Consider the following 22,860-nt stretch of genomic DNA (forward strand, 5'->3'; position numbering starts at 1 on the left):
TGGACTCAAAACTTTGCACTCATGCTGTGATCAGAATTAATTGAAATTACTAAATCAACAGCTGCGGGCGATTTCACCAACGGCGTAATAAATAATTCCGGGTGTAGCGATCGCCAAAAATAGTTGACAAATTCTTCAATCTGTGTATCTGACATACCCAATTTACCAGATGCGATCATTTGTTGTTCTGCTTGTTGCCGCCATACCATTGAACAACGGTAATCAGTGGGATATAAAACAATTAAACTGTCTAATAGTTGCCAAAGAGGTAGATATTCACTCAGTCGCTGATTCATATCACGAGCAAATACCCGATCCTCCTCTGTGAGAATGGGCGGCGGCGCATGATTAAAGACATCGGGATCAATCGGTCGCACGCCGACAAACCAACCTTCAAACAAGACAATATCAATATTTTTAACGATTTCTGGGGTAGTGCGATCGCCTGCACCATTATATGCAGATTTATCAAAGCGGGGGACGCTGACGGGACTTTTACCCTGGCGAATTTGCTCTAATAAGTTTAAGCCTAAATCTAGATCATGGGTTCCTGGTGGTCCGCGCCAAATCAACCGGGGATCTTGCTGAGTTAAAGCCAGGCGATCGCTATAAGTTTTATACAAGTCATCTAAAGATAAACACAGAGTCCGATATCCCAAATGCTGGAGAATCAATTCCAGAACTTGGCACATAGTAGTTTTACCTGTACCTTGTCCACCTAAAATTCCTTGAATTAGCGGTCGTCCCAATTCTCGGCGCTGCGATGCTAGTTTGATCGCCAGTGGTAGCCATAAATCCTGCAATACTGCCAACATATCTGCTGGTGATTTATGTAATTTAGTTTGGCAGAATGTGTTAAAAGTTGGCAAGATAGAGTTAAGTAAACCTGCGGCTGTTTGCTGTTGCTCAGTTGTATCTGCATCACTAGCCCAAAAATTCATCATCAAGAACCCAGTTTAAAGGATTCGACAAACATACTATAGATAAAACCGACTTTGAGAACATTTAGTGATTCTACCAAAAGCGATCGCTTGGACAAAAAGGCACTATTATAAAATATTCTGCTAGTCATCTCTGTTAGCACCACCAGAAAACCGGCAATCGCAATATCCAATACACCTCTTTGTCCAGCTATAGTAGAAATAGCTGTTCCTAGAAAAAAACCGAAAAAGAAACTAATCAATAGTAAAGATAAACGTCGCCAAGGATTTAAAAACCATTGTCCCAAACGACTAGCAATAGAATCGACTAAATTAGTGAGACGAGTGTTTTGCATGAATTATAGCCGTAGTCAAGTAAGAGGTAGGGGGGCAGGGTGCAGGGTGCAGGGGGGAAGCAACTTACTCAGCACTTTCCCTACTTAGTAGATAACTATTTTAAATTACCGCTTCAGATCATAGGCTAGTATTTGGTCAAGCCTAAATAAAATATTATTGCTAACCACTATCAATATGAAATTCTCAGTATATCGTAACGCTGCTATTGCGGCTTGTGCATTGGGGCTGATTGCATTTATGGTGGGATGCTGGGAAATAAGTGTAACTTTTGAGCCAGAAGATACTGCTACACCCTCAACAGTATCTCCTCAGACATCAGACGAGAATGTAATTCCAGTCACACGTGTGCCATCTCCAAAAGTTACCTTAAATCCCGACGTTACTCAAACTAATAAAGTTGGACTCAACGACACTCATATTTTGGCAGATCGTGAAGACTCAACTGCTACTGTCAAGAATCAAGGGACTTTACGCATGAGTAATCAAACAGATCAGCCTGTGCGCCTGGCTTTACTAGCTCGACAATCCCAAGTGAAAGATGATGGTAATCAAAAAACTAACTCTAATGTTCCGGCTCATTGGGATTTTGATCCCCAAGAAGGTAGTGAACAGGGGTTGATTTTATCCCTACCTAATGGCAATCTCAAGTTGGAAACGGGAGACATTATAGTTGCCTTTGCACAAGATGGTTCTCGCCGTTACTGGGGGCCTTATGTTGTGGGAGAAACTCCTATACCTGAATGGAACACTCAAAAACGAGAATGGCTATTAGTACTTAGTCCTTGACAAAAGTACGTAGAGACGCGAGCGATCGCGTCTGGGATTAACTTGAAGCAAGAACAAAACATGGCTAGTCAACGACTAAGGACTAGTTATGTTGAAGCGTTGAATATTAAATCATAAATAATGAGGATAAAACTGAGTGTTCCGGGTACTGTGAACGAGTTGTCCAACAATCTAGCCAAAAGTCCAGTCTTTGCTTTGACTATACTCATTGTGATTAGTTGGCTGGCTTATGGGTGGAATCTGGGCAGTGTCGGCTTAATTGATGAAACAGAACCATTGTTTGCGGAAGCTTCCCGCCAAATGTTTGTTACAGGTGATTGGATCACTCCCATTTTTAATGGTGAAACTCGTTTTGATAAACCAGCTTTAATTTATTGGTGTCAAGCGATCGCTTATGCAATTATCGGGGTGAATGAGTGGTCAGTGCGTCTACCTTCTGCGATCGCCTCTGTGGGCATTATCGGTTTAACTTTCTACACTGTACAGTGGTATTTTGCTCAAAAAGACGAATTAGAACAGGTTTCACGCCCAATTCGGCGCAACTTAACAGCTTTAATCGCCGCCGCTATGTTGGCACTTAGTCCAGAAATGATTGTTTGGGGCAGAACCGGGGTCTCAGATATGATGCTGACTGGGTGCATGGCCTCAGCCTTATTATGTTTCTTTCTAGGATACGCACAAACAGCCGAAACTCAGCCCAAATCCGCTTTATCTGTATTTCCCAATAAATGGTACTTGGCTTGTTACGTACTAATTGCTGGGGCAATTTTGAGCAAAGGCCCTGTAGGAATTGTTTTGCCTGTCTTGATTATTGCGGCATTTATCATTTATGTCGGCAATATCCGCGAAATATTAACCCAAATGCGTCCCCTCATGGGTATGCTGATTATTTTCGCTTTATCAGCCCCCTGGTATGCCCTAGTAACTTGGCGTAACGGTTGGGATTATATTAATTCTTTTTTCGGCTATCACAATGTAGAAAGGTTCACAGAAGTTGTTAATGGTCATTCAGCACCTTGGTATTTCTATTTTTTAGTAGTACTGCTGGGCTTTGCACCATATTCTGTGTATTTACCCGTAGCAATGGCTAAACTGAGATTTTGGCAGCGATCGCATTGGAAATCCCAAGCACGCTCTCAACAATTGGGTTTATTTGCCTGTATCTGGTTTATTAGTATCTTTGGCTTTTTTAGTATTGCTGTCACTAAACTTCCCAGCTATGTATTGCCCTTAATGCCAGCCGTAGCTATTTTGGTGGCGCTGTTATGGAGCGACTTTTTCCCCGAACAGCACCAAGATATGCCCTCTGCATCCTCTGCGATTAAAGTCAGTGCTTGGATAAATGTCATCTTTGCTACAGTTTTAGCAGTCGCAGTGTTTCACATTACTTCTCTGATCAATAACAATTCAGTCGCACCAGGCTTTCCCCAATTGATTCAAAATGCAGATTTACCAATGCTAGGGGGATTCTTATGGTTTTTTGCGGCTTTGATGATTGCCGCTTTAATCATCAGTCGCCTTTGGCATAGCATTATTAGTGTGAATTTACTAGTATTTATCACATTCTTGATCATTGTCTTAATGCCAGCTTTGTTTTTGATGGATCAGCAGCGCCAGCAACCCTTGAGGGATTTATCTGCTGTTGTGCTGACAGAAAAACAATTAGATGAAGAATTACTTATGGTAGGTTTTAAGAAACCAAGTCTAGTCTTCTACACGGAAAAAGCCGTAAATTACATTCAACTGACGCAAGATGCTGTCGAATATATTAACAACCGCACTTCTTTGGCCGCACAGACGGTTCCTTCTTTACTAGTTATAGCTGAACCAAAAGCTTTTGTGAAAATGGACTTGCCACCTGCTAGTTATAATATTTTAGAAACGACAGACACTTATCAGTTAGTTCGAGTTTCCTTGAGAAAAAGTAACAAAGAAACACTCAAAATTTCTTGAGTAAATCGGTAAGTTTAATCATCTTTCTCTGTGAGACCTAAAGATTGATTGATCTGAGTTAATAAATCTTCCATTGAGATGGTACGGGGCAGAATATGGGCAGCAATGTCTTCTCTTGCAGACGCAATGCTCAGGACAAACTGTGCTAACTCACTCATCACACTTTCTTCCTCAGCCAATTTGCGCTGACTTAGTTGATTAGTTTTAGCTGTGCTATTTTCAGGCAAAGACGGCGTAAAATTCTGATTTAATCGTTGGTCGATCACTAAAAGTGGTGGTAACTCTAAAGGTAAATCTGCCAAGGCTTGGAGATTGTGAATGATCTCTTGATGAACAGAGGAATCTCCTAAACAAATCAGCAGTAAATCAACGCTTTGGTGGCGAATTTGTTGTAAAATTTCTGCCCAACAACGCCCCATTGCCGCTTTTAATCCTGCTGTTTGTAAATACTGAATTAAAGCTTGGAACCATTCAGATCCCCGTTCATTACTTTCGTTCTTCAGTGAAGATTCTTTGACTGTTTGATGACCATTTATCTCTTGGCGTTTGATCTGTGGTAAATCATCACTTCGACTTTGCTCAGTGACCACCAGCATCGTCAAATCTACCACCAGAATGCTAGGTGGGCAGCAGATACCAGATGCAATTTGCAGCACAGACAATAATGGATCTGTGGAATCGCTACGATGATCGTGATCTCTACAGAATGATGCCAAGTAAGGAAACACTGACAAATTAGGGATCTGGGAAGCAGCTAAGGTAGTTGCAACATCGCAAGTCACCAGTGGAATATCAGCTAATATGGGATGTTGAGCTAACTGGTGGAGGTAGGTTTGTGCCAGAGCAGCTTCGGCATCGAGTAAAATAACATCGAACTCCCAAACCCGTGCCAAGAGTTCTGCCTGATCTAGGTCATCTACCTCAATCACCCGATGTTCTCGCAATGAAGGATGGGGGTTAATTGATTGTAAATTCTGTTCTACTAACCTCAGAATTCTTAATGGAGTTGTAGTTGAGATGATTTTGCGATCATCTAACCCTGACTGCCCAATTGCTGGTTGAGCAACTAAGTTTTCTAACAGTGGTACTAATGCTTGATGCTGGACTGGCAAATTCAGAAAACCATCAGCACGATTAGCATAAGCTTGCTCTTTTTCCGCGCCCGTCGCTGTCACCATCACGGGGATGTGTCTAGTCGCCGGATCAGATTTTAATAAAGTTAGCACATCCCAACCTGAAAGTAAGGGCAGTAAGGGGTTTAAGAAGATAGCTTTCGGTTGCAAACGGCGGGCTTTTTCGACGGCTTCTGTGCCGGAACGAGCGATGACGACACGATAACCTAAAGCTTTGAGCTGATCGGTCAAATCTTCGATATATCGGGCTACTGCTTCCACTACCAGCACTAACCGTTGTGAGCTAGTAGGTGGATGTGGGGTATTTGTAGCAGCGTGCTGACGAGCTGAGGAGGTGCGGCGATCGCCTATTCGAGGCGTTGTGACTTCTCGGATTTCCGGAATCTGGATTTTGCCATCTTCTCGGACTCCCATTTCTGCCCCTGTAAAGCCTGTTGTCGGCGGATTTGGTGGCAGCAATAATGTAAATTGGCTACCTTTGCCTTCACGAGATAAGAAGCTGACATCACCTCCGTGGAGACGAGCTAAAGCCCTAGTTAAAACCAACCCCAGACCAGTTCCTTCAAATTGGCGGGTGAGGGGATTTTCCAGTTGTTGGAATTTTTGAAAGATTAAATGTTGCTGATGTTCGGGAATACCAATGCCTGTATCCCAGACGGTAAAAGCAACCCAGCCTTCCCAACGATTGACCCGCAGGCCAATTTCGCCAGAGTTTTCTGTGAACTTAAAGGCGTTGGAAAGTAGGTGTACCAACATCTGACGTAAGCGCAATTCATCGGCAATTATTTGGTCTAAGCCTGGTTCAATGGAGATGGCAAATTCTGAACTGGAATTTGCGGTTGGGGTGGCGGTAGCTTTGGTAGTTTGTGTGTGGATCGCTTTTGCTTCTGTGAGGGCGCGATCGCAAACTGCCCGAATTTGCACGGGTACGAGGGCTAAATCCATCTGTCCCGTTTCCATGCGGGTCAAATCTAAAATGTCATTCACTACACTCATTAAATGCCGTCCGCTTTGATGAATCAGTCCGGCATAACGAGCTTGGCGCTCGTTTAGTTCACCCAACTGCTGATCTACAAGCAACCGTGATAGTCCCAAAACAGCAGTCAGGGGGGTTTTCAGTTCATGACTAATACAAGCTAAAAACTCATCTTTTAAGCGATTTAACTGAATTAGGTCAGCATTTTTGGCTGCTAGTTCTTTACATAGCTGCTGCTGTTCGGTGACATCAGTAGCTAATATTAACCATAGGTCATGACCTCGTTCAGCATTGAGAGTCGCCGCCGTTTCCTCATCGGTAAATTGTCCGGGAAATATTCCCTGAAACAGAAGTTCTGATTTAGGACTCTCTAAGAGGATTTTGGCAAACTGCCAAATTCGCTCCGGGCCATTCTGCACTTCCACAACACAGGTACAAGTACCCATCTGGCTATCTAAAAAGCAGCGATTGGATGTAGTTGTTGACTGCTCATGCAGACTATCTAACGGTAGTGGGGAAAATGACGCTAGAGGCGGGACGACCTGCGGTGATCCAAAGGTATGTCCCTCACCGACATGATCATTCTCTCTACTATGAGGCTGAAATCTCGTGGCTGGTTGGCTGGCGTATTCTGTAGCCGTTTTTGTCTTGGCTGGGGCTAGTATTGCTTCAACTTGTTGTCTAATGCCTTCTGGGTCTTTCAATGCTCCCAATTGCTGCCACCAAGCTGGATTTTTGGCTAAAACTTCACCTGTTCCAGTTTGCAGCATTAAAGGCCAAGGCAGTAGTTCTAATAGCTGCACCAGTGATTTCTGTGCTGATGGACGTTGATTGATGCGGCGTGATTGCCCTTCTCGCAGTGCCGGACGCGAGGCCTGTCCAGATCGCGACAGCCCTGATTTATCACTGCGCCAGTGAGTTTTTGCTGTTTTGTCGGACTTGTTAGCGGTTCTTTTGGCAGCAGGTGAGTATGGGGTTGCTGTGGTATTGATTGCCAATTTTTCCTGAGCCAATGCCATTAACAGACGTGCGCTATTCAGCAACCCTAGAAATTTGCCATCTCCATCAATCAGCGCCCAATCCCGTCTGATTTCCGCGTTGTGTGGGGTCTGATTTGCGGCTACGCTCAATTCAAGTTGATCACGCAAAAGTAATTGAAATTGCTCTACAGAATAATTCGCTGGTAATGTCGGGAGTGGCTCAATGATGGTTTGATCCCAGTGGGACAACTGCTGCTGCAAGTCCAAAACCTGATTTTGGCCGGATCTTGCCAATAATTTTTGGGTTAAATGGGTAGATTGCACCAATCCGCAGGGGCATTGTTGCTGATTTACTACTACCAAGCGATCGCACTGCTCTTGCTGAAAAATCTCTAGCACGATAGCTAGAGTACTTGTTTCTACGCAGTTGGGTACGGTTGCTAGAAAGTCATAAAGCGGGTACTGTAGCATTGACATAAGGAACCTTGGGGTCATTCTTCTTTGTGTAAGCTTGCCGCTTCACCATCAGCATTTTTTTGCAAATAGTGTTCAAGCAGCAAAGCAATATTCTTGCAGAAGACTCATTTAAGCGATTCTTGTTACAGTTTCAACGCCATTAAAACAATGAGTTTGCCGTTCGACTAAACTCACGGCTAGATTCTTAAGAGACACGAATCATGGGATTTACTCGTTGTCTTTGCCACTGGGAATTTAAGGGAAATATCCTTGTCAGTCTCCTACTGGTGTTGAAACTTCTCTGCGATAGTGACAACTAAAACAATTATGGGGTCAAAGATTCGCTTTAGAACCTTGAGGAATTATAATGATTTAGAATGAGACGATACTTCAAATTAGTTTAAGTATCTTATCAAGCACTGAAATCAATAAATCTATGTCTGGAGAAATATGCATAAGTGAATTATCCATTAAGTAAGGTATCTTCATTGACAACAGACGCTTCATCAACAACCTACTAAGTCCTAGTACAGCCCGGCATAAATAGGAATACCATTTCCAAAATTTCCAAATCCCTAAAGAAAAGCTCTTTAACTTTTGACCCCCTGGGATTCGGCAGTTTTTGATGGATGGCGGAACCCCTAAGACTGCACTGGCTCACTTTTGACGAACGCCGTACTGTACTAGCACCGGTTAAACCACATCTGCTTATTCAATCACCAGATATAAACTATATGTTGACATGAAGCGTTCTCTTAGAGGGAACTTGCAACTTTAATACACAACTAAACATCACTTGAGAAGTGCTACCTACATCTCATCTAGATACTCCACCAATATTGGTCAAGGTGATTAATTAAGATATATAACTATACAGATGTGATTACTCTGATTGATTCCCCCCTTCCAAAAATTGAGATAAATCGGCTAAATTAGCCACCAAACTCAGTTTTTAAGGCAGAGGCAAAACTTGGTGACAGCCCACCACCGACTAATTGTGCTTCTGCCTATCATCGCTACTACCACTGCTAAAATTTACTCCCTACTGAAGTGGTGTCCACAATATCTTAATAAAAATTTCATTAATAACTATTTTATGTGTATTAATGCCAGAAGCGAAAACCACATCAGTTCTTTCAGCAGATGACTCAAGTTGATCGGCAAGTACTGTTACAACAACTCAAATCAGATTATCGCCGTATTCTTATAAATTACTTTACTACAGACAAAACTCTGAAAGAAGAAATTGATGAATTTATCAATGCAGTATATTGTGCTAATATTCCTGTGCCACAAATTATCGAATTTCACATGGAACTAATTGAAGACTTTTCCATACAACTCAGGTTAGAAGGCAGGAGCGATGAAGCATTACTTGATTATCGATTAGCACTCATAGATATCCTAGCTCACTTATGTGAACTCTATAGGTGTTCGATTTCTCAGATGAAATAATTGACCATGAATAAAGCCAGAAAGACTTATGTTCTCAAACTTTATGTAGCAGGGAACACGCCCAACTCAGTTAGAGCCTTAAAAATACTTAAAAACATTTTAGAACAAGAATTTCAAGGAGTCTATGCTTTAAAAGTAATTGATGTGCTAAAAAACCCGCAACTAGCTGAAGAAGACAAAATATTAGCGACACCAACATTATCTAAAATTTTGCCTCCACCCGTTCGCAAAATAATTGGTGATCTATCAGACAGAGAAAGAGTGCTGATTGGATTAGACTTACTTTATGAAGAACTGAATGAAGAATATTGGCAAGAGTAGAAAAAGAGTTTAATCATCCAAATTGTCTAACAAATTACCAAGTCTAATTTAGTAATATAAAAACCGGGTTTAATACCTATTTCTTATTAAGCAATGAGCGAAAAAGAGCAAGCAGCGCCAAACAACACCCAAATTGCTGGTGTAGAAAAAATTCGCACGATGATCGAAGGCTTTGACGATATTAGCCACGGAGGTTTACCTATTGGTAGAACTACCTTAGTTAGTGGGACATCTGGCACAGGCAAAACTTTATTATCACTGCAATTTCTCTACAACGGCATTACCCGCTTTGATGAAGCGGGTGTTTTTGTTACCTTTGAAGAATCGCCTAGTGATATTATTAAAAATGCCCAAATTTTTGGGTGGAATTTACAACGCCTAATTGACGAAGGTAAGTTATTTATCCTTGATGCTTCACCTGATCCGGAAGGTCAAGATATTGTTGGTAACTTTGATCTATCGGCACTGATTGAGCGTTTGCAATATGCAATTCGCAAATATAAAGCCCAAAGAGTATCTATCGACTCAATCACAGCCGTCTTTCAGCAGTATGAAGCAATGGGAGTCGTCCGGCGGGAGATATTTCGCCTTGTAGCCCGCCTCAAGCAACTGCACGTCACAACTATCATTACCACCGAACGTAGCGAAGAATACGGTTCTGTAGCTTCCTTTGGAGTAGAAGAATTTGTTTCGGATAATGTCGTAATTGTGCGTAATGTTTTAGAAGGAGAACGTCGCCGTCGCACGATTGAAATTCTCAAATTGCGTGGTACGACTCACATGAAAGGTGAGTATCCTTTTACAATTACCAATGCAGGAGTCAACATTTTTCCCTTGGGAGCAATGCGCTTAACCCAACGTTCTTCTAATGTGAGGGTATCATCAGGAGTTAAAACCCTAGATGAAATGTGCGGGGGTGGTTTCTTTAAAGATTCTATTATTTTGACAACAGGAGCTACTGGTACTGGTAAAACTTTATTGGTCAGTAAATTTTTGCAAGAGGGCTGCATGAAGGGTGAACAAGCAATATTATTTGCTTATGAAGAATCACGCGCCCAATTGTCTCGCAATGCTTACTCTTGGGGAATTGATTTTGAAGAATTAGAACGTCAAGGGTTACTCAAAATAATTTGTACCTATCCTGAGTCAACTGGTTTAGAAGACCACTTGCAAATTATTAAATCAGAAATTGCCCACTTCAAGCCATCTCGCATTGCCATTGACTCGCTTTCAGCACTAGCTAGAGGAGTTAGTAATAATGCTTTTCGTCAGTTTGTTATCGGTGTGACTGGTTATGCCAAGCAAGAAGAAATAACTGGTTTTTTTACCAATACAACTGACCAATTTCTGGGGTTACATTCCATTACTGACTCCCATATTTCCACAATTACGGACACAATTTTAATGTTGCAGTACGTGGAAATTCGAGGCGAAATGTCACGGGCAATTAATGTATTTAAAATGCGAGGTTCGTGGCACGACAAAGGTATCCGTGAGTACAACATAACTGCTGATGGGCCTGAAATTAAAGATTCTTTCCGTAACTACGAACGAATTATTAGTGGTGCGCCTACCCGCGTTAGTATTGATGAAAAGGCAGAACTATCTCGCATAGTTCAACGTTTTGAAAAAAAACCGAGTTCCGATGCTTAAATTTAGTGTCATGGTATATTCATATCTAAATTTAGGATCATGCTATATTTTTTGGGAAAGAAGGGTTTTCTGCCGCTAGTATTGATTTTTGTGTGAGGGGATGCGGTGAAAGGACAATACTTATTCTATAGTTTCTTACCTGGTGTCACAGCAGCAGTATTGACAACCCAGCCTGCTTTGGCAGGGACAGTAAGTGGCATACAAATTGCGTCTTCTCCCAGTGTTTTGACTTCTACTGATAGTCGAACCTTGGTGGCAGACAATATTAATACCCAACTGCCTCATACTAAGAAACAGCTTTTTCCAGATATAGTACCCGAATCTGAGTTAACCAGACTTGATTTGCAGTCTTCAAGTATTAAGAGTAGCCCAGTTATTTTGATAGGAAATACTGGTATACCCATAAAAAATGATCTGTATCAAAAAGATAAAGGGAAGTTTTCCAATCTCACAAATTTGTTAAATGCTGCCCAAAAATCCCAGCCGGATAATTTAAAAAGCAATCAAACAGCGAGTCAAGTCGCTACTTCTGAGCAGGAGTTAGAGAAAACAGTTGTTTCTACTGTCACCTCCCAATCAACTTCTGCCCCACCAGCTAGTTTTTCCCTGTCTGCTTTAAAGCCACCAGCAGCGTCTGCCAAAAAACCAGAAACTCAGTTATCGACAGTTCCACCAACTGCGGTCAGGGGTAGAGGAGTGGCAAAGTTCCTGGCGGCGCAAAGTTGTTCAGAAGCCAAGAAGACAAACAGTACATTGATTTCTGCGTTATCAGCTACCAGTAACTGCCAACCGCAAAATCTGACTGGGAATTTGAGAGATCAGAATTATTCGTCTTCTCGCAAAAACACCTCAGTTTTGGCAAATACTGGTTGGAATCTAACTCCTTCTCAACCAGAAACTGAATATGTCGCACCTGCTAGTACTGGACAAATTCCTGTGCAAGCAGAAACTGTGGAATTTGCGCCTAGTCGTGCCGTGCAAGTTCCTGATAACCTCATTCCTAGTGCCAATCCGCTGCTATTTCCTACCAAACCAGAAGAAGTGACACTTGACGGCAATCAGCCAATTACTTTGGCACAATCTCTAGAACTGGCAAAGCGGAATAATCGAGACTTACAGGTGTCTTTTTTGGAGCTAGAACGCGCCCAAGCTGCACTACGTGAGGCGCAAGCTGCTTTGTTGCCTAATGTTGGTCTGAGTGCTGATGTTACTCGCAGTCGCTCTGCGGCAGAACAGCTACAGTCAGAAATACAAGCTAGACAGTCACCTCTACCAGTACCGGGAGTAGAAGCTAGTACGGCTTTTAGAGGAGAAGCTCAACTGACTTATGACCTTTATACGTCTGGTAGACGGCTAGCTAACATCAGTCAGGCTGAAGAACGGGTCAGGTTTAGTGAGTTGGCTATAGAGCGCCAAGCTGAACAAATTCGCCTGGATGTGTCTACGGAATACTACGACCTACAACAAGCTGATGAGCGAGTACGCATTGCTCAGTCGGCTGTGGAGAATGCCCAGGCTAGTTTACGAGATGCACAAGCTTTAGAAAGGGCTGGGGTTGGTACGCGATTTGATGTGTTACAGTCTCAAGTGAATTTGGCTAATTCTCAACAAGAACTCACGAATTCTCGCTCTCAACAGCAAATCGCCCGTCGCCGCCTCGCAACTCGGTTAAGTGTGCCACAATCGATCAATATTAGTGCAGCTGACCCTGTGCAATTAGCTGGTTTATGGAACCAAGACCTAGAAACTAGCATTGTTTTAGCGTTTCAAAATCGTCCAGAACTGCAACAGCAATTGGCACAGCGTAACATCAATGAACAGCAGAGGCGAGAAGCACTTGCAGCCCTGGGACCTCAAGTTAGCTTGATTGCCAGCTACAACCTGCTAGATCAGTTCGATGATGGTGTGAGTGTGACTGATGGCTATTCTGTGGGAGTCAGGGCTACTTTGAATTTGTACGATGGTGGAGCTGCTAAATCCAGAGCTGCTCAGGCAAAATCTAATATCGCGATCGCAGAAACTGAATTTAGTGAACAGCGTAACCAAATCCGCTTTCAGGTAGAACAAGCTTTTTCTACCCAGTTATCTAATTTGGAAAATGTTCAAACTGCCAATGTGGCTTTAGAACAGGCTAGAGAAGCTCTACGTTTGGCTCGGTTGCGATTCCAAGCCGGTGTAGGGACTCAAACTGATGTGATTAGTTCGGAAAACGAGTTGACAAGATCCGAAGGTAATCGCATTACAGCTATTTTAGATTACAATCGCGCTTTGGCTCAGTTACAACGAGCCGTCACTTCCAGAGCATTTACTGAGTAAATTTGTCAAAAAACTTGTTGCATCTTGCTTACAAGCCCCCGGATTTATCCGTGGGGCTTATTGAGTGCTGAGTGGGGAAAGTTATGAGTGAAGAAAGTTATGAGTAGGTTTCTTTCCCCCTGCCCCCTGCTCCCCTGCCCCCTGCCTCACAAGGGAATACGTTAAAGTAAAGAAAAGTAAAGAAAGCGCTTAAAATTAAATGGCTGCTCTACCCTTAGAGGAAATATCTGTTCAGTTAGAAAGTCCGAATCTGCGCGATCGCATGGTAGCTCTGGCCAGTTTGCGTAATTTATCCCCTGAAGATGCAGTACCTTTAATTAAAAAGGTATTAAATGATGAATCGCTGCAACTAAGATCAATGGCTATATTTGCCCTGGGAGTTAAGCCCACAGCCGAATCTTATCCACTTCTAGTAAAAATTCTGGAAAATGACCCGGATTACGGCATTCGTGCCGATGCTGCTGGAGCTTTAGGCTATCTGGGCGATGTCAGAGCCTTTGAAGTCTTGGCACGGACATTTTATGAAGATACTGATTGGCTAGTACGCTTTAGTGCAGCCGTTTCCTTGGGTAATATTAAAGATCCACGCGCCCATGATGTTTTAATTCAGGCCTTGGATAGCAGCGAAACAGTCTTGCAAGAAGCGGCGATTTCCGCACTAGGGGAAATACAAGATATCGAGTCTGTGGATAGTATCTTGCGCTTTGCTCAATCAGAAGATTGGTTAGTGCGCCAACGTCTGGCAGAAGCCTTGGGAAATCTTCCTACTACTAAGAGTGTTTCAGCTCTAAAATACTTAGAAAAAGACCAGCATCCCAACGTTGCCGAAGCGGCGAGGATTTCTCTGGTGCGGCTGGAAGAGAAAGCTAATCAAGCTTAATCTCAAGCCCTGCTGCGAATTTTTGATCAGAAGTAGGAAGTTTAGCATTTTGTTTCAGGGTAATTTTATTCATGAATATTGAAGAATTTTTTGAGTTGAGTGCTGGTAAATGGTTTTCCCATCGGACTAGTCACCATTTAGCTTTTAAACAATCTGAAGACGGCAAATCAGACCTGGTTATTGAGAGTCTACCCGCAGATCATCCAGAGGTAATAAAACTGTGTGAACAATACGAAATTGCTCCCAGTGCAGCCTCCTGTGGGGCTAGAGTCACTTGGAACGGCACGATGGAATGGGATGAAGAAAAACACACTGGCTCTACTGTGTTAGCTACCATACCCGATGCGAACAATCCTCATGAAGGTAAGTTACTGCGAGAAATGGGCTATGCCGAAAAAGCCCCCGTTGCTGGTAGCTATCAGATGGGTAGCGATGGCGCTTTGACTCTGATTACAGAATACGAAACTATGTCTTCTGAAGAACGCTTGTGGTTTGCTAGTCCTAATTTACGGATGCGGGTTAGTGTTCTCAAGCGTTTTGGTGGCTTTAGTATGGCTTCCTTTACTTCGGAAATCCGGATGGGTGGCACTTCGACAGCTGCCAAAGCGTCAGAAACAGTTGATTCCACCTCCAGTTAGTTGAAGTCAGTTAACCGTTAACAGTTAACAGTTAACAGGGTTGATGTAGGGGCGGGTTGATTAAAATGATGTAAACCCGCCCCTACTGGGTTCTTACTCAACACTCAGCACTCTCCCCACTCAGCACTTTCCTATATTTGCAGCAAGTTAGCGATCGCCTGCGGTAGTGGTAGGACAATGATGATTAACAATGCCATTGCCATCAATCCTAAAATGTCACGTTTATTATCTAGTTCTGTGACATCATTCAAAGCAGGTTCATCAATCAAGGGGATGAATAATAAGATAATCGCCCAGATTAAAAATCCTGATTGTACTAAAGAAAGCAGTAGTAGTAATAAGCGGGAAATTTGACCAATGACTATTGCGGTTTTCTGCCCGAACATCGCATGGACAATATGACCTCCATCAAGTTGTCCCACAGGCATCAAATTCAACGCTGTGACGATTAGCCCCAGAAAACCAGCGATCGCTATCGGATGAAGGTTAATTGCTGATGTTGACGTTAACTGGCTCCCTAATGCCAGCTTAGAGAGCAATGCTAATAAAATGGAAGACTTGGGATTAAGTGCTTCCGGGTTTAAAAGTCCCGTTTGGTCAGTCATCGGCACCAATTCCGAATTAATCAAACCCCAGATGAGTAAAGGTAAAGTAACCACAAAACCCGCCAGTGGACCAGCAATACTCACGTCAAATAAAGCTTTGCGGTTAGGAATGGGACTACGCATTTGAATAAATGCGCCAAAAGTGCCTAAAAAGAAAGGCAAAGGAATAAAATAAGGCAGCGTCGCCCGAATTTTGTAGTATCGCGCTGTCAAATAATGACCAAGTTCGTGGATACCTAAAATAGTCATTAGCCCTAAAGCGTAGGGCAATCCTTGTAACAAAATACTTGGGTCCGATGCCAGTTGTTTGGGGTCAGCCCCGTCCAAGTTCGCGCCCACGAAAGTAGTAGTAGCCAAAGTAGCTAATACCAAAAATAAAGCTAATCTCGGACGTGTTACCTGTTCGGGCTTGCTGCTAGTATTTTTAGCGGCTTGAGTATTCGGCACAAGTACAAAGAAAGGTTTGCCATTGGAACCTTCTTGAAAAATTAGGAGAAAGCGATCGCCAAATTGCGCTTCAATATTGGCCTTAATCTGCTGATAAGCCTGAGTCGGTGTTGTTCTGATCTGACCCCGACAAATCACAGCCTGGGGTCTGTACTCAATGTTGTGGATGTAGTACACAGACCAAGGAAAACAATTTCTCAGTTGGGTTTCTTCAGTTGGTTCAATGGGACGCACTGGTACTGGTTCTGCGGTAGGATGAATAGCCGATTGTGGTTCAATAGCCTGGAGTTCAGTTTGTGTATCTCTTGGCGTTCTCCGACCCCATTGAAACAACAGCCAGTATAACAATACGCAGATAATTGATGGCCAAATCACCAGTGCGGATGGTGGAGGTTGTTGTGTCCCGTACACCAGTGTCCATCCACTCAATATCAAAGCTGGAGTCATTAACACCAGCCACAACAACCAAACTGGCGTGCTGGTCATTTGAGCAACGCTGCGTTGCACTATTAGATAAGTAGCTAGTCCCAGTAGGAGGAGAAACCAAAATGTCATGTCATCTTCAGTAGTTTGGAAAAAATGTCTAAGTAGCACCGCAGGGCGGAAGTCAAAAGGGAGCCTCCGGCACACTACGGAGACAAAAGTTAAAAAGCTTATACAACGAGCTGCTATTTACGCCGTGCTGTACTAGTGTGTCGGCACCACAGCCTTGACTACTAGACAGACTCTAAACCCCCATTTGTCTTGAACAACTTAACAGAAGTTATTAATTCTTCAGCTTTAATTCTTCAGAAATTAAACTCTGTTATTCAACTTTTACCACTCCTCAGTTTCGGTTTTTGCTCATGCGCCCCTTACCTCAACAGCCAAGTCAGACAGCCAAGCAACCACGTCCGGTGCTAGATAGCGTCTTTGCTTTTCCACCAAATCGGGACACATTAGGGGGAACCTCTTATCTTATTGTAGGAAACGAAGGCAATATCCTGATCGATTCTCCTGCGGACGATTCCACAAATCAAGATTTTTTGCGATCGCATGGTGGAGTGCGGTGGTTATTTCTCACTCATAGAGATGCTATTGGTAAAACAGTTGCAATTCAGCAAACCTTTGGCTGTGAAGTGCTGATTCAAGAGCAAGAAGCTTATTTATTACCTGGATTAACTGTCACCAATTTTACCCAGGAGTTCACACTCAATTCCACCTCTGAGGTAATTTGGACACCTGGTCATTCCCCCGGTTCATCCTGCCTTTATTACAGTGATTTGGGAGGTGTGCTATTTTCTGGTCGCCATTTAGTACCCAACCCTGAAGGCGAACCAGCACCATTTCGCACTGCCAAAACCTTTCACTGGCCTAGACAAATGAAAAGTCTTAAATTAATACTAGAACGTTTCACACCAGAAACACTCCAGTACATTTGTCCCGGTGCTAACACAGGTTTCCTCAGAGGTAAACGTGTCATAGATAATGCTTACCAACGTCTTCTGAGTGCTGAGTGCTGAGTGCTGAGTGAGTAGGGGCGGGTTTAAAATCAGTCTGTGGTTCGTCGAAATCCTTAGTAAACCCGCCCGGACACCGAATGCTGAGAGGTTTCTTTCCCCCTGCACCCTGCCCCTCTGCCTCTTACTCCCCAGTTCCGACTCCGGCTAATACGGAATTTGTTTTCAATAAATCCAGAGCTGCTTGATATTGCAGATCCTCTGGGGTGGCAATTTGGGCGCGGGTAATTGATTCTTGGGAAATTACTGTGTCTGGTTTAATGCCTAATTTGTTAATATCCCGATGCTGAGGTGTTTCGTACTTAGCAATGGTGACTGCCAAACCAGAACCATCGGATAATTCAAACAAGGACTGTATTAAGCCTTTCCCAAAGGTGGTTTCTCCAACCAACTTCGCACGACCGTTATCTTGTAGCGCTCCAGCGAGAATTTCACTGGCGCTGGCGGTTCCTTCATTGACTAAAATTACCAGAGGATCGTCTGTTAAAGCTGGGCCAAATGATTCAAAACTGCCCTGAATACCTTGGCGATTTACCGTGTAGACTATAGTACCGGAATTCAACCACAGACGAGCAATTTCAATTCCTGATTGTAATAGCCCCCCTGGATTATTTCGCAAATCTAAAATATATGCAGATGCGCCTTTTTTCTCTAAACTAGAAATAGCGTGTGCTAATTCCATTGAGGCGTTAGCGTTGAATTGAGTTAGGCGCAGGTAGCCAATGGGCGTGCCTTGAGGAGAAGAACGCAGGTCTGCTACCACAGGGTTAAGCTCAATGCGATCGCGCACTATTCTGACTTCTTTTTCTCCGATGCCATCTCGTTCAATCACAAGTGTGACAGAACTACCCACAGGCCCCCGCATTCTGGTGGCTGCTTCGTCAAGAGTCAAATTTTCTGTGAGCAGTCCTTCAATTTTGATAATGCGATCGCGAGGTTTAATCCCGGCTGCATCTGCTGGTGAATCCAGAATGGGAGTGACTACTTCCAGTTTTCCCGTCTCTGGATTGAGCGCAATTTGTAACCCCACCCCAGTCAGTTCACCAGACGTATTCACCTGCAAACTGCGATACTGTTCTGGGTCTAAAAAGCGGGTAAAAGGATCACCCAGAGTCTTGAGCATTTTCTGAATGGCGGCATAAGCAGCTTCATGATCTTTTAACGGCTTCTCCAGCGCCTTTTGCCTCGCCTGCGACCAATTTTGATGATTAAATGTGTCATCTAAATAAGTCCGATTGACAATTCGCCAAACCTCTGAAACTAGTTTTTGCTCATCTGTTAAAGCTGCTGCTGGTTGGATGAGAGCGCCCAGCGCCAACACAAACGCCAATAGCAGTGAAAATCCTAGCCTAAAAACCTGTTTTTGCATGAACCCCATTTCCAAATTTCACCTGATCCCAAATTGCCAAACAAACTGCCGTAATACAGCCAGGCGTAAATAAAACGATGCTTTGGGTTCACCAGTCGCCTGGATCGGGCAAACCCTCAAGTAGCGATGTTTCACCACTTCAAACCCTTCAAAAGCCTGTTATATAAGGTTTTTGACTTTTGACACTTCCCTAGGGGAGGCTGCGCGAAGTTGTTCGCTCAGGGTGAACTTTTGACTTTTAACGAACGCCTTGCTGTACCGTTTACCTCGTCGTTGATGAAATCTATATCTCAACTATGTTACTTTTTTTATAGAAGTGGTGCATTCCTCTCATCAAGTTGTTCCAAAAACTGATGCAGTGGATTCCACTCAACAAACGATAAGATCCGCTTGGTAACAAGCATTTTGGGTGTTAGCTTGCCAAGAGAACGCAATATATTCCATATTTACAGAGTGTTAAGTTTCTGAAAAGTCTTATCATTCTGAAGGCTGAAAAGCAAACGAAAAAACTCCCCTTTGTGAAAATCCCAAACTTGTTAATTGGGAGATTGATCAACCGCAACCGATTTTTAGGAATTTGAGATTGTATGGCCAACGTTTACGACTGGTTTGAGGAGCGCTTAGAAATTGAAGCGCTCGCTGAAGACGTAACTAGCAAGTATGTCCCACCCCATGTAAATATTTTTTATTGCTTGGGCGGAATTACCCTGGTTTGCTTTCTAATCCAGTTCGCTACTGGATTTGCGATGACTTTCTACTATCGGCCGACAGTGGCTGAAGCTTACTCTTCGGTAGAGTACATCATGAATGATGTTAGCTTCGGCTGGCTGATTCGCTCCATTCATCGCTGGTCTGCCAGCATGATGGTATTAATGATGATTCTGCACACCTTCCGGGTGTACCTCACAGGCGGTTTCAAAAAGCCCCGTGAGTTGACTTGGGTAAGTGGTGTCATCCTAGCTGTAATCACCGTTTCTTTTGGTGTTACAGGCTATTCTCTACCTTGGGACCAAGTTGGTTACTGGGCGGTAAAAATCGTTAGTGGCGTACCAGAAGCAATTCCCGTAGTTGGCGTTTTTATCTCTGATATGTTACGGGGTGGTTCTAGTGTTGGTCAAGCAACGCTGACTCGCTACTACAGCGCTCACACCTTTGTACTACCTTGGTTAATTGCTGTGTTCATGCTGTTCCACTTCTTAATGATCCGCAAACAAGGTATTTCCGGTCCTTTGTAATCTCATAATTAAGCCAAAATGCAAAAAGGCCACAGCTTTCAGTTTCCAGATGCAGATGTTTGTTTTAAACTTATGAGAAATCAGCAATTAATATCTTATAAGCGACAATAAGAACAAACACTTGTATTTGAAGCTGAAAGCTGTAAACCCCAACCGCAAGGCGGAAGTCAAAAGCCAGAAGTCTACCCTGAGCAAAGTCGAGGGGTCAAAAGTCAAAAATGATTTGAGACAGTTGGGCTATTTACGCCTTACAGTAATGGGTTGGTCTTATAGCTGATGGCTGACACAAATGCTTTAACTGAATTTGAGCAGGAGAGCGAATTAAAATATGTCAACGCAAAAAAAACCCGATCTGAGTGATCCTCAGTTAAGAGCTAAACTCGCCAAGGGTATGGGTCACAACTACTATGGTGAACCCGCTTGGCCTAATGACCTACTGTATGTATTTCCCATTGTGATCATGGGTTCATTTGCTTGTATTGTGGCTCTAGCTGTGCTAGACCCAGCAATGACAGGTGAACCAGCAAATCCTTTTGCTACACCTTTGGAAATTTTACCAGAGTGGTATTTGTACCCTGTATTCCAGATTTTGCGATCGCTTCCTAACAAACTTTTAGGAGTGTTAGCAATGGCGGCTGTGCCTCTGGGACTAATCCTCGTTCCTTTTATTGAGAACGTGAACAAGTTCCAAAACCCCTTCCGTCGTCCAGTTGCGACTACAGTATTCCTCGTTGGTACACTTGTTACCCTTTGGCTAGGTATTGGTGCTGCTTTACCATTGGATAAATCCTTGACATTGGGATTGTTCTAAACTAGGTAGCAAATAGCCTTTGACACCTGTATTTTCCAGATCATCTCCCAAATTTAGCAGTTGATTGCAGAAAGCTGATTTACTAAAAACGGCTGAAGCAATCACCAATGAAGTATTCTTTAAAAGTTACTCATACTTTTGGCAGATGTAATTTTGAAACTTACAGGTGTCAATTTTATTAATCCAAGTCGAATTTAGGATTGTTGGTGTGGGATATAAAATACATTTTCCACTCGAAATTCACTAGAAAGCTACAAGTACAGTCATTTTTTACTAAACTTTTATTCAAGTCACGGTCAATGCTTACCATAGTGCAGCAAGACCATCTGGCGGTGAAGAGCGAACTAAAGCTCCTGAACAACGTACAACAATGGTTTGAGCAATTCTGTTTAAAATATTTGTCTCAATTTGGCTGGTCAGAAAGCCAACTTTATCGCCTCAATTTAGCATTAGCTGAAGGTTTTACCAACGCAGTTCGCCACGCTCATGGTGCTTTACCACCAGAAACGACCATAGAAATTGAACTGAGTCTGTGGATTGACAGACTGGAGGTGAGAATTTGGGATCAAGGAAAACCTTTCAATCCCGATGCGATCGCAGAACCACAGCCAGGTACACTCCAAGTAGGGGGATACGGCTGGTTTCTTCTGCGACGACTGGCTGACCACGTTGTTTATGAACGCAGCGAAGATGGTAAAAATTGTTTACTGATATTAAAATATGCTAGAGAAGATTCAAAATAGCAGGTTTGATCAGAAATCGTGACATATAAAATAGTTTGTTCCTAAAATTACTTAATTTTTGGTTATTTTTACCGTAATTTAGTGAAATTTAAATGCGGATTAATACAGTTAAAGAAAAGTTACATTCAGATCATCAACCTCAGCATATCTTTGTATTTTTAGAGATTTTTGCCCGTGAAGGCGGTATTCAATCTTATGTCAAGGATATTTTTCGTGCTTATGCGGGATTGAATCCTGGCTGTAAAGCAGAAGTTCTTTTGTTGCGTGATAGTGCTGACAACTCAAATCCCATAGAGTCCGATAGTTTACAATTTCATTACTTTCAAAATAAGTCGCCTCAAATAGGAAGGCTGAAAATGGCAGGGGCTTTGCTCAAGTTTCTGGTGCAAAAACGCCCCCAGCACGTTTATTGTGGTCATATTAATTTAGCTGTACTAATTAAAACCCTATGCCAGCCTTTGGGTATTCCTTATACAGTCCTGACTTATGGTAAGGAAGTTTGGGAACCACTGAAAAACAGTGAAAGAAAAGCTTTAGCCTCAGCAAATGCCATTTGGACAATTAGCCGCTACAGTCGCGATCGCGCTTGTGCTGCCAATGGTCTAAATCCTGATAAAATCAAGATGCTACCTTGTGCCATTGATGGCAATCAATTTACTCCTGGTTCTAAACAGCCAGAATTAATTGCACAGTATGGCTTGGATGGTACTAAAGTATTAATGACCGTGGCGCGATTGTGGTCAGGAGATATTTACAAAGGTGTAGATGTCACAATTCGCGCCCTGCCCCTAATAGCACAAGTATTCCCAGAAGTCAAATATTTAGTAATTGGTCGGGGCGATGACCAACCACGATTAGCCCAGCTAGCAGAAGATTTAGGGGTGAGCGATCGCGTAGTGTTTGCGGGTTTTGTGCCGACAGAACAGTTAATCGCCCACTATCGCCTTGCTGATGCCTATATTATGCCCTCTCAGGAAGGCTTTGGCATTGTTTATCTAGAGGCGATGACTTGCGGTATCCCCGTGCTATCTGGAGATGATGATGGCTCGGCTGACCCCTTGCAGGATGGTAAACTGGGATGGCGAGTACCCCACCGCGACCCAGAGGCGGTAGCAACAGCTTGTATTGAAATTTTGCAAGGTAACGATCAGCGTTGTGATGGGGAATGGTTAAGAGAACAGGCGATCGCACTTTTTGGTATGAAAGCCTTTCAACAGCGTCTCCAAGAACTACTTTTATCCTAAGTAGTCAGCCCATAGTCCCAAGACTCAATTAATATTTCTTGACTTTTGGGAGTTGACTCTGGGCTTTTGACTCTCCATTAAAC

The 22,860-nt window shown here is 43.1% G+C and carries 18 protein-coding genes; 13 read left to right on the forward strand and 5 right to left on the reverse strand.

Annotation, left to right across the window (positions count from 1 at the left end; translation table 11 throughout):
- Nucleotides 1–5: 5 nt before the first annotated feature.
- Complete coding sequence (locus ACM0OW_RS12210) at nt 6–941, reverse strand: glycerate kinase (protein WP_414550493.1); 936 nt, start codon at nt 939–941, stop codon at nt 6–8.
- A 2-nt stretch (nt 942–943) separates the two neighbouring features.
- Nucleotides 944–1,276: a DUF565 domain-containing protein gene (locus tag ACM0OW_RS12215; protein WP_414550367.1), complete on the reverse strand. Its 333-nt coding sequence runs from the start codon at nt 1,274–1,276 to the stop codon at nt 944–946.
- Nucleotides 1,277–1,451: 175 nt separating this feature from the next.
- Between ACM0OW_RS12215 and ACM0OW_RS12220 the strand changes: the two genes are divergently transcribed.
- Together ACM0OW_RS12220 and ACM0OW_RS12225 are read left to right on the forward strand one after the other, a co-directional pair.
- Nucleotides 1,452–2,063, forward strand: a complete 612-nt coding sequence (locus ACM0OW_RS12220) for a hypothetical protein (protein WP_414550368.1) — start codon at nt 1,452–1,454, stop codon at nt 2,061–2,063.
- Between the two features lie 120 nt (nt 2,064–2,183).
- A complete protein-coding gene (locus tag ACM0OW_RS12225) occupies nt 2,184–4,016 on the forward strand; it encodes an ArnT family glycosyltransferase (RefSeq protein ID WP_414550369.1) in 1,833 nt (610 codons plus the stop codon).
- A 14-nt stretch (nt 4,017–4,030) separates the two neighbouring features.
- Here the strand turns inward: ACM0OW_RS12225 and ACM0OW_RS12230 are convergent, their stop codons facing one another.
- Nucleotides 4,031–7,582 carry an ATP-binding protein gene (locus ACM0OW_RS12230; protein WP_414550370.1) on the reverse strand — a complete coding sequence of 1,184 codons (3,552 nt, stop codon included), beginning with the start codon at nt 7,580–7,582 and terminating at the stop codon, nt 4,031–4,033.
- 1,122 nt (nt 7,583–8,704) lie between these two features.
- On the opposite strand from ACM0OW_RS12230, the gene ACM0OW_RS12235 reads away from it, so the two are divergent.
- The 6 genes from ACM0OW_RS12235 to ACM0OW_RS12260 all read left to right on the forward strand — a co-directional run bounded on the left by ACM0OW_RS12235 (nt 8,705) and on the right by ACM0OW_RS12260 (nt 14,824).
- Entirely contained in the window at nt 8,705–9,016 is a 312-nt protein-coding gene (locus ACM0OW_RS12235) for a circadian clock protein KaiA (protein ID WP_414550371.1), read from the forward strand.
- A gap of 6 nt (nt 9,017–9,022) precedes the next feature.
- The gene (gene kaiB / locus ACM0OW_RS12240) at nt 9,023–9,337 is read left to right on the forward strand and encodes a circadian clock protein KaiB (protein ID WP_414550372.1); all 315 of its coding nucleotides are present in this window, start codon (nt 9,023–9,025) and stop codon (nt 9,335–9,337) included.
- A gap of 93 nt (nt 9,338–9,430) precedes the next feature.
- Nucleotides 9,431–10,990, forward strand: a complete 1,560-nt coding sequence (gene kaiC / locus ACM0OW_RS12245) for a circadian clock protein KaiC (protein WP_414550373.1) — start codon at nt 9,431–9,433, stop codon at nt 10,988–10,990.
- Between the two features lie 105 nt (nt 10,991–11,095).
- Complete coding sequence (locus ACM0OW_RS12250; RefSeq protein ID WP_414550374.1) at nt 11,096–13,306, forward strand: TolC family protein; 2,211 nt, start codon at nt 11,096–11,098, stop codon at nt 13,304–13,306.
- A gap of 199 nt (nt 13,307–13,505) precedes the next feature.
- A complete protein-coding gene (locus ACM0OW_RS12255; protein ID WP_414550375.1) occupies nt 13,506–14,186 on the forward strand; it encodes a HEAT repeat domain-containing protein in 681 nt (226 codons plus the stop codon).
- Between the two features lie 71 nt (nt 14,187–14,257).
- Nucleotides 14,258–14,824 (forward strand): phycobiliprotein lyase, encoded by a 567-nt coding sequence (locus tag ACM0OW_RS12260; RefSeq protein ID WP_414550376.1) that lies wholly within the window; start codon nt 14,258–14,260, stop codon nt 14,822–14,824.
- Between the two features lie 131 nt (nt 14,825–14,955).
- Here ACM0OW_RS12260 and ACM0OW_RS12265 read toward each other — a convergent pair whose 3' ends face one another.
- Entirely contained in the window at nt 14,956–16,431 is a 1,476-nt protein-coding gene (locus ACM0OW_RS12265; RefSeq protein ID WP_414550377.1) for a site-2 protease family protein, read from the reverse strand.
- A gap of 290 nt (nt 16,432–16,721) precedes the next feature.
- Here ACM0OW_RS12265 and ACM0OW_RS12270 point away from each other — a divergent pair, with 290 nt between their 5' ends.
- On the forward strand, nt 16,722–17,378 hold the full coding sequence (locus tag ACM0OW_RS12270; RefSeq protein WP_414550378.1) for an MBL fold metallo-hydrolase: 657 nt from the start codon (nt 16,722–16,724) through the stop codon (nt 17,376–17,378).
- 121 nt (nt 17,379–17,499) lie between these two features.
- On the opposite strand, the gene ctpA is transcribed toward ACM0OW_RS12270, so the two are convergent.
- Nucleotides 17,500–18,753, reverse strand: a complete 1,254-nt coding sequence (gene ctpA / locus ACM0OW_RS12275) for a carboxyl-terminal processing protease CtpA (protein WP_414550379.1) — start codon at nt 18,751–18,753, stop codon at nt 17,500–17,502.
- A gap of 578 nt (nt 18,754–19,331) precedes the next feature.
- On the opposite strand from ctpA, the gene petB reads away from it, so the two are divergent.
- From petB to ACM0OW_RS12295, 4 genes are all read left to right on the forward strand, one after another.
- Nucleotides 19,332–19,979 (forward strand): cytochrome b6, encoded by a 648-nt coding sequence (gene petB, locus ACM0OW_RS12280; RefSeq protein WP_414550380.1) that lies wholly within the window; start codon nt 19,332–19,334, stop codon nt 19,977–19,979.
- A 328-nt stretch (nt 19,980–20,307) separates the two neighbouring features.
- Complete coding sequence (petD, locus tag ACM0OW_RS12285; protein ID WP_414550381.1) at nt 20,308–20,790, forward strand: cytochrome b6-f complex subunit IV; 483 nt, start codon at nt 20,308–20,310, stop codon at nt 20,788–20,790.
- Between the two features lie 299 nt (nt 20,791–21,089).
- On the forward strand, nt 21,090–21,533 hold the full coding sequence (locus ACM0OW_RS12290; RefSeq protein ID WP_414550382.1) for an ATP-binding protein: 444 nt from the start codon (nt 21,090–21,092) through the stop codon (nt 21,531–21,533).
- A gap of 92 nt (nt 21,534–21,625) precedes the next feature.
- Nucleotides 21,626–22,777: a glycosyltransferase gene (locus ACM0OW_RS12295; protein WP_414550383.1), complete on the forward strand. Its 1,152-nt coding sequence runs from the start codon at nt 21,626–21,628 to the stop codon at nt 22,775–22,777.
- Nucleotides 22,778–22,860 lie beyond the last annotated feature (83 nt).

It is taken from the genome of Anabaena sp. CCY 0017 (genome assembly GCF_963920885.1).
Lineage (GTDB): Bacteria > Cyanobacteriota > Cyanobacteriia > Cyanobacteriales > Nostocaceae > Nodularia.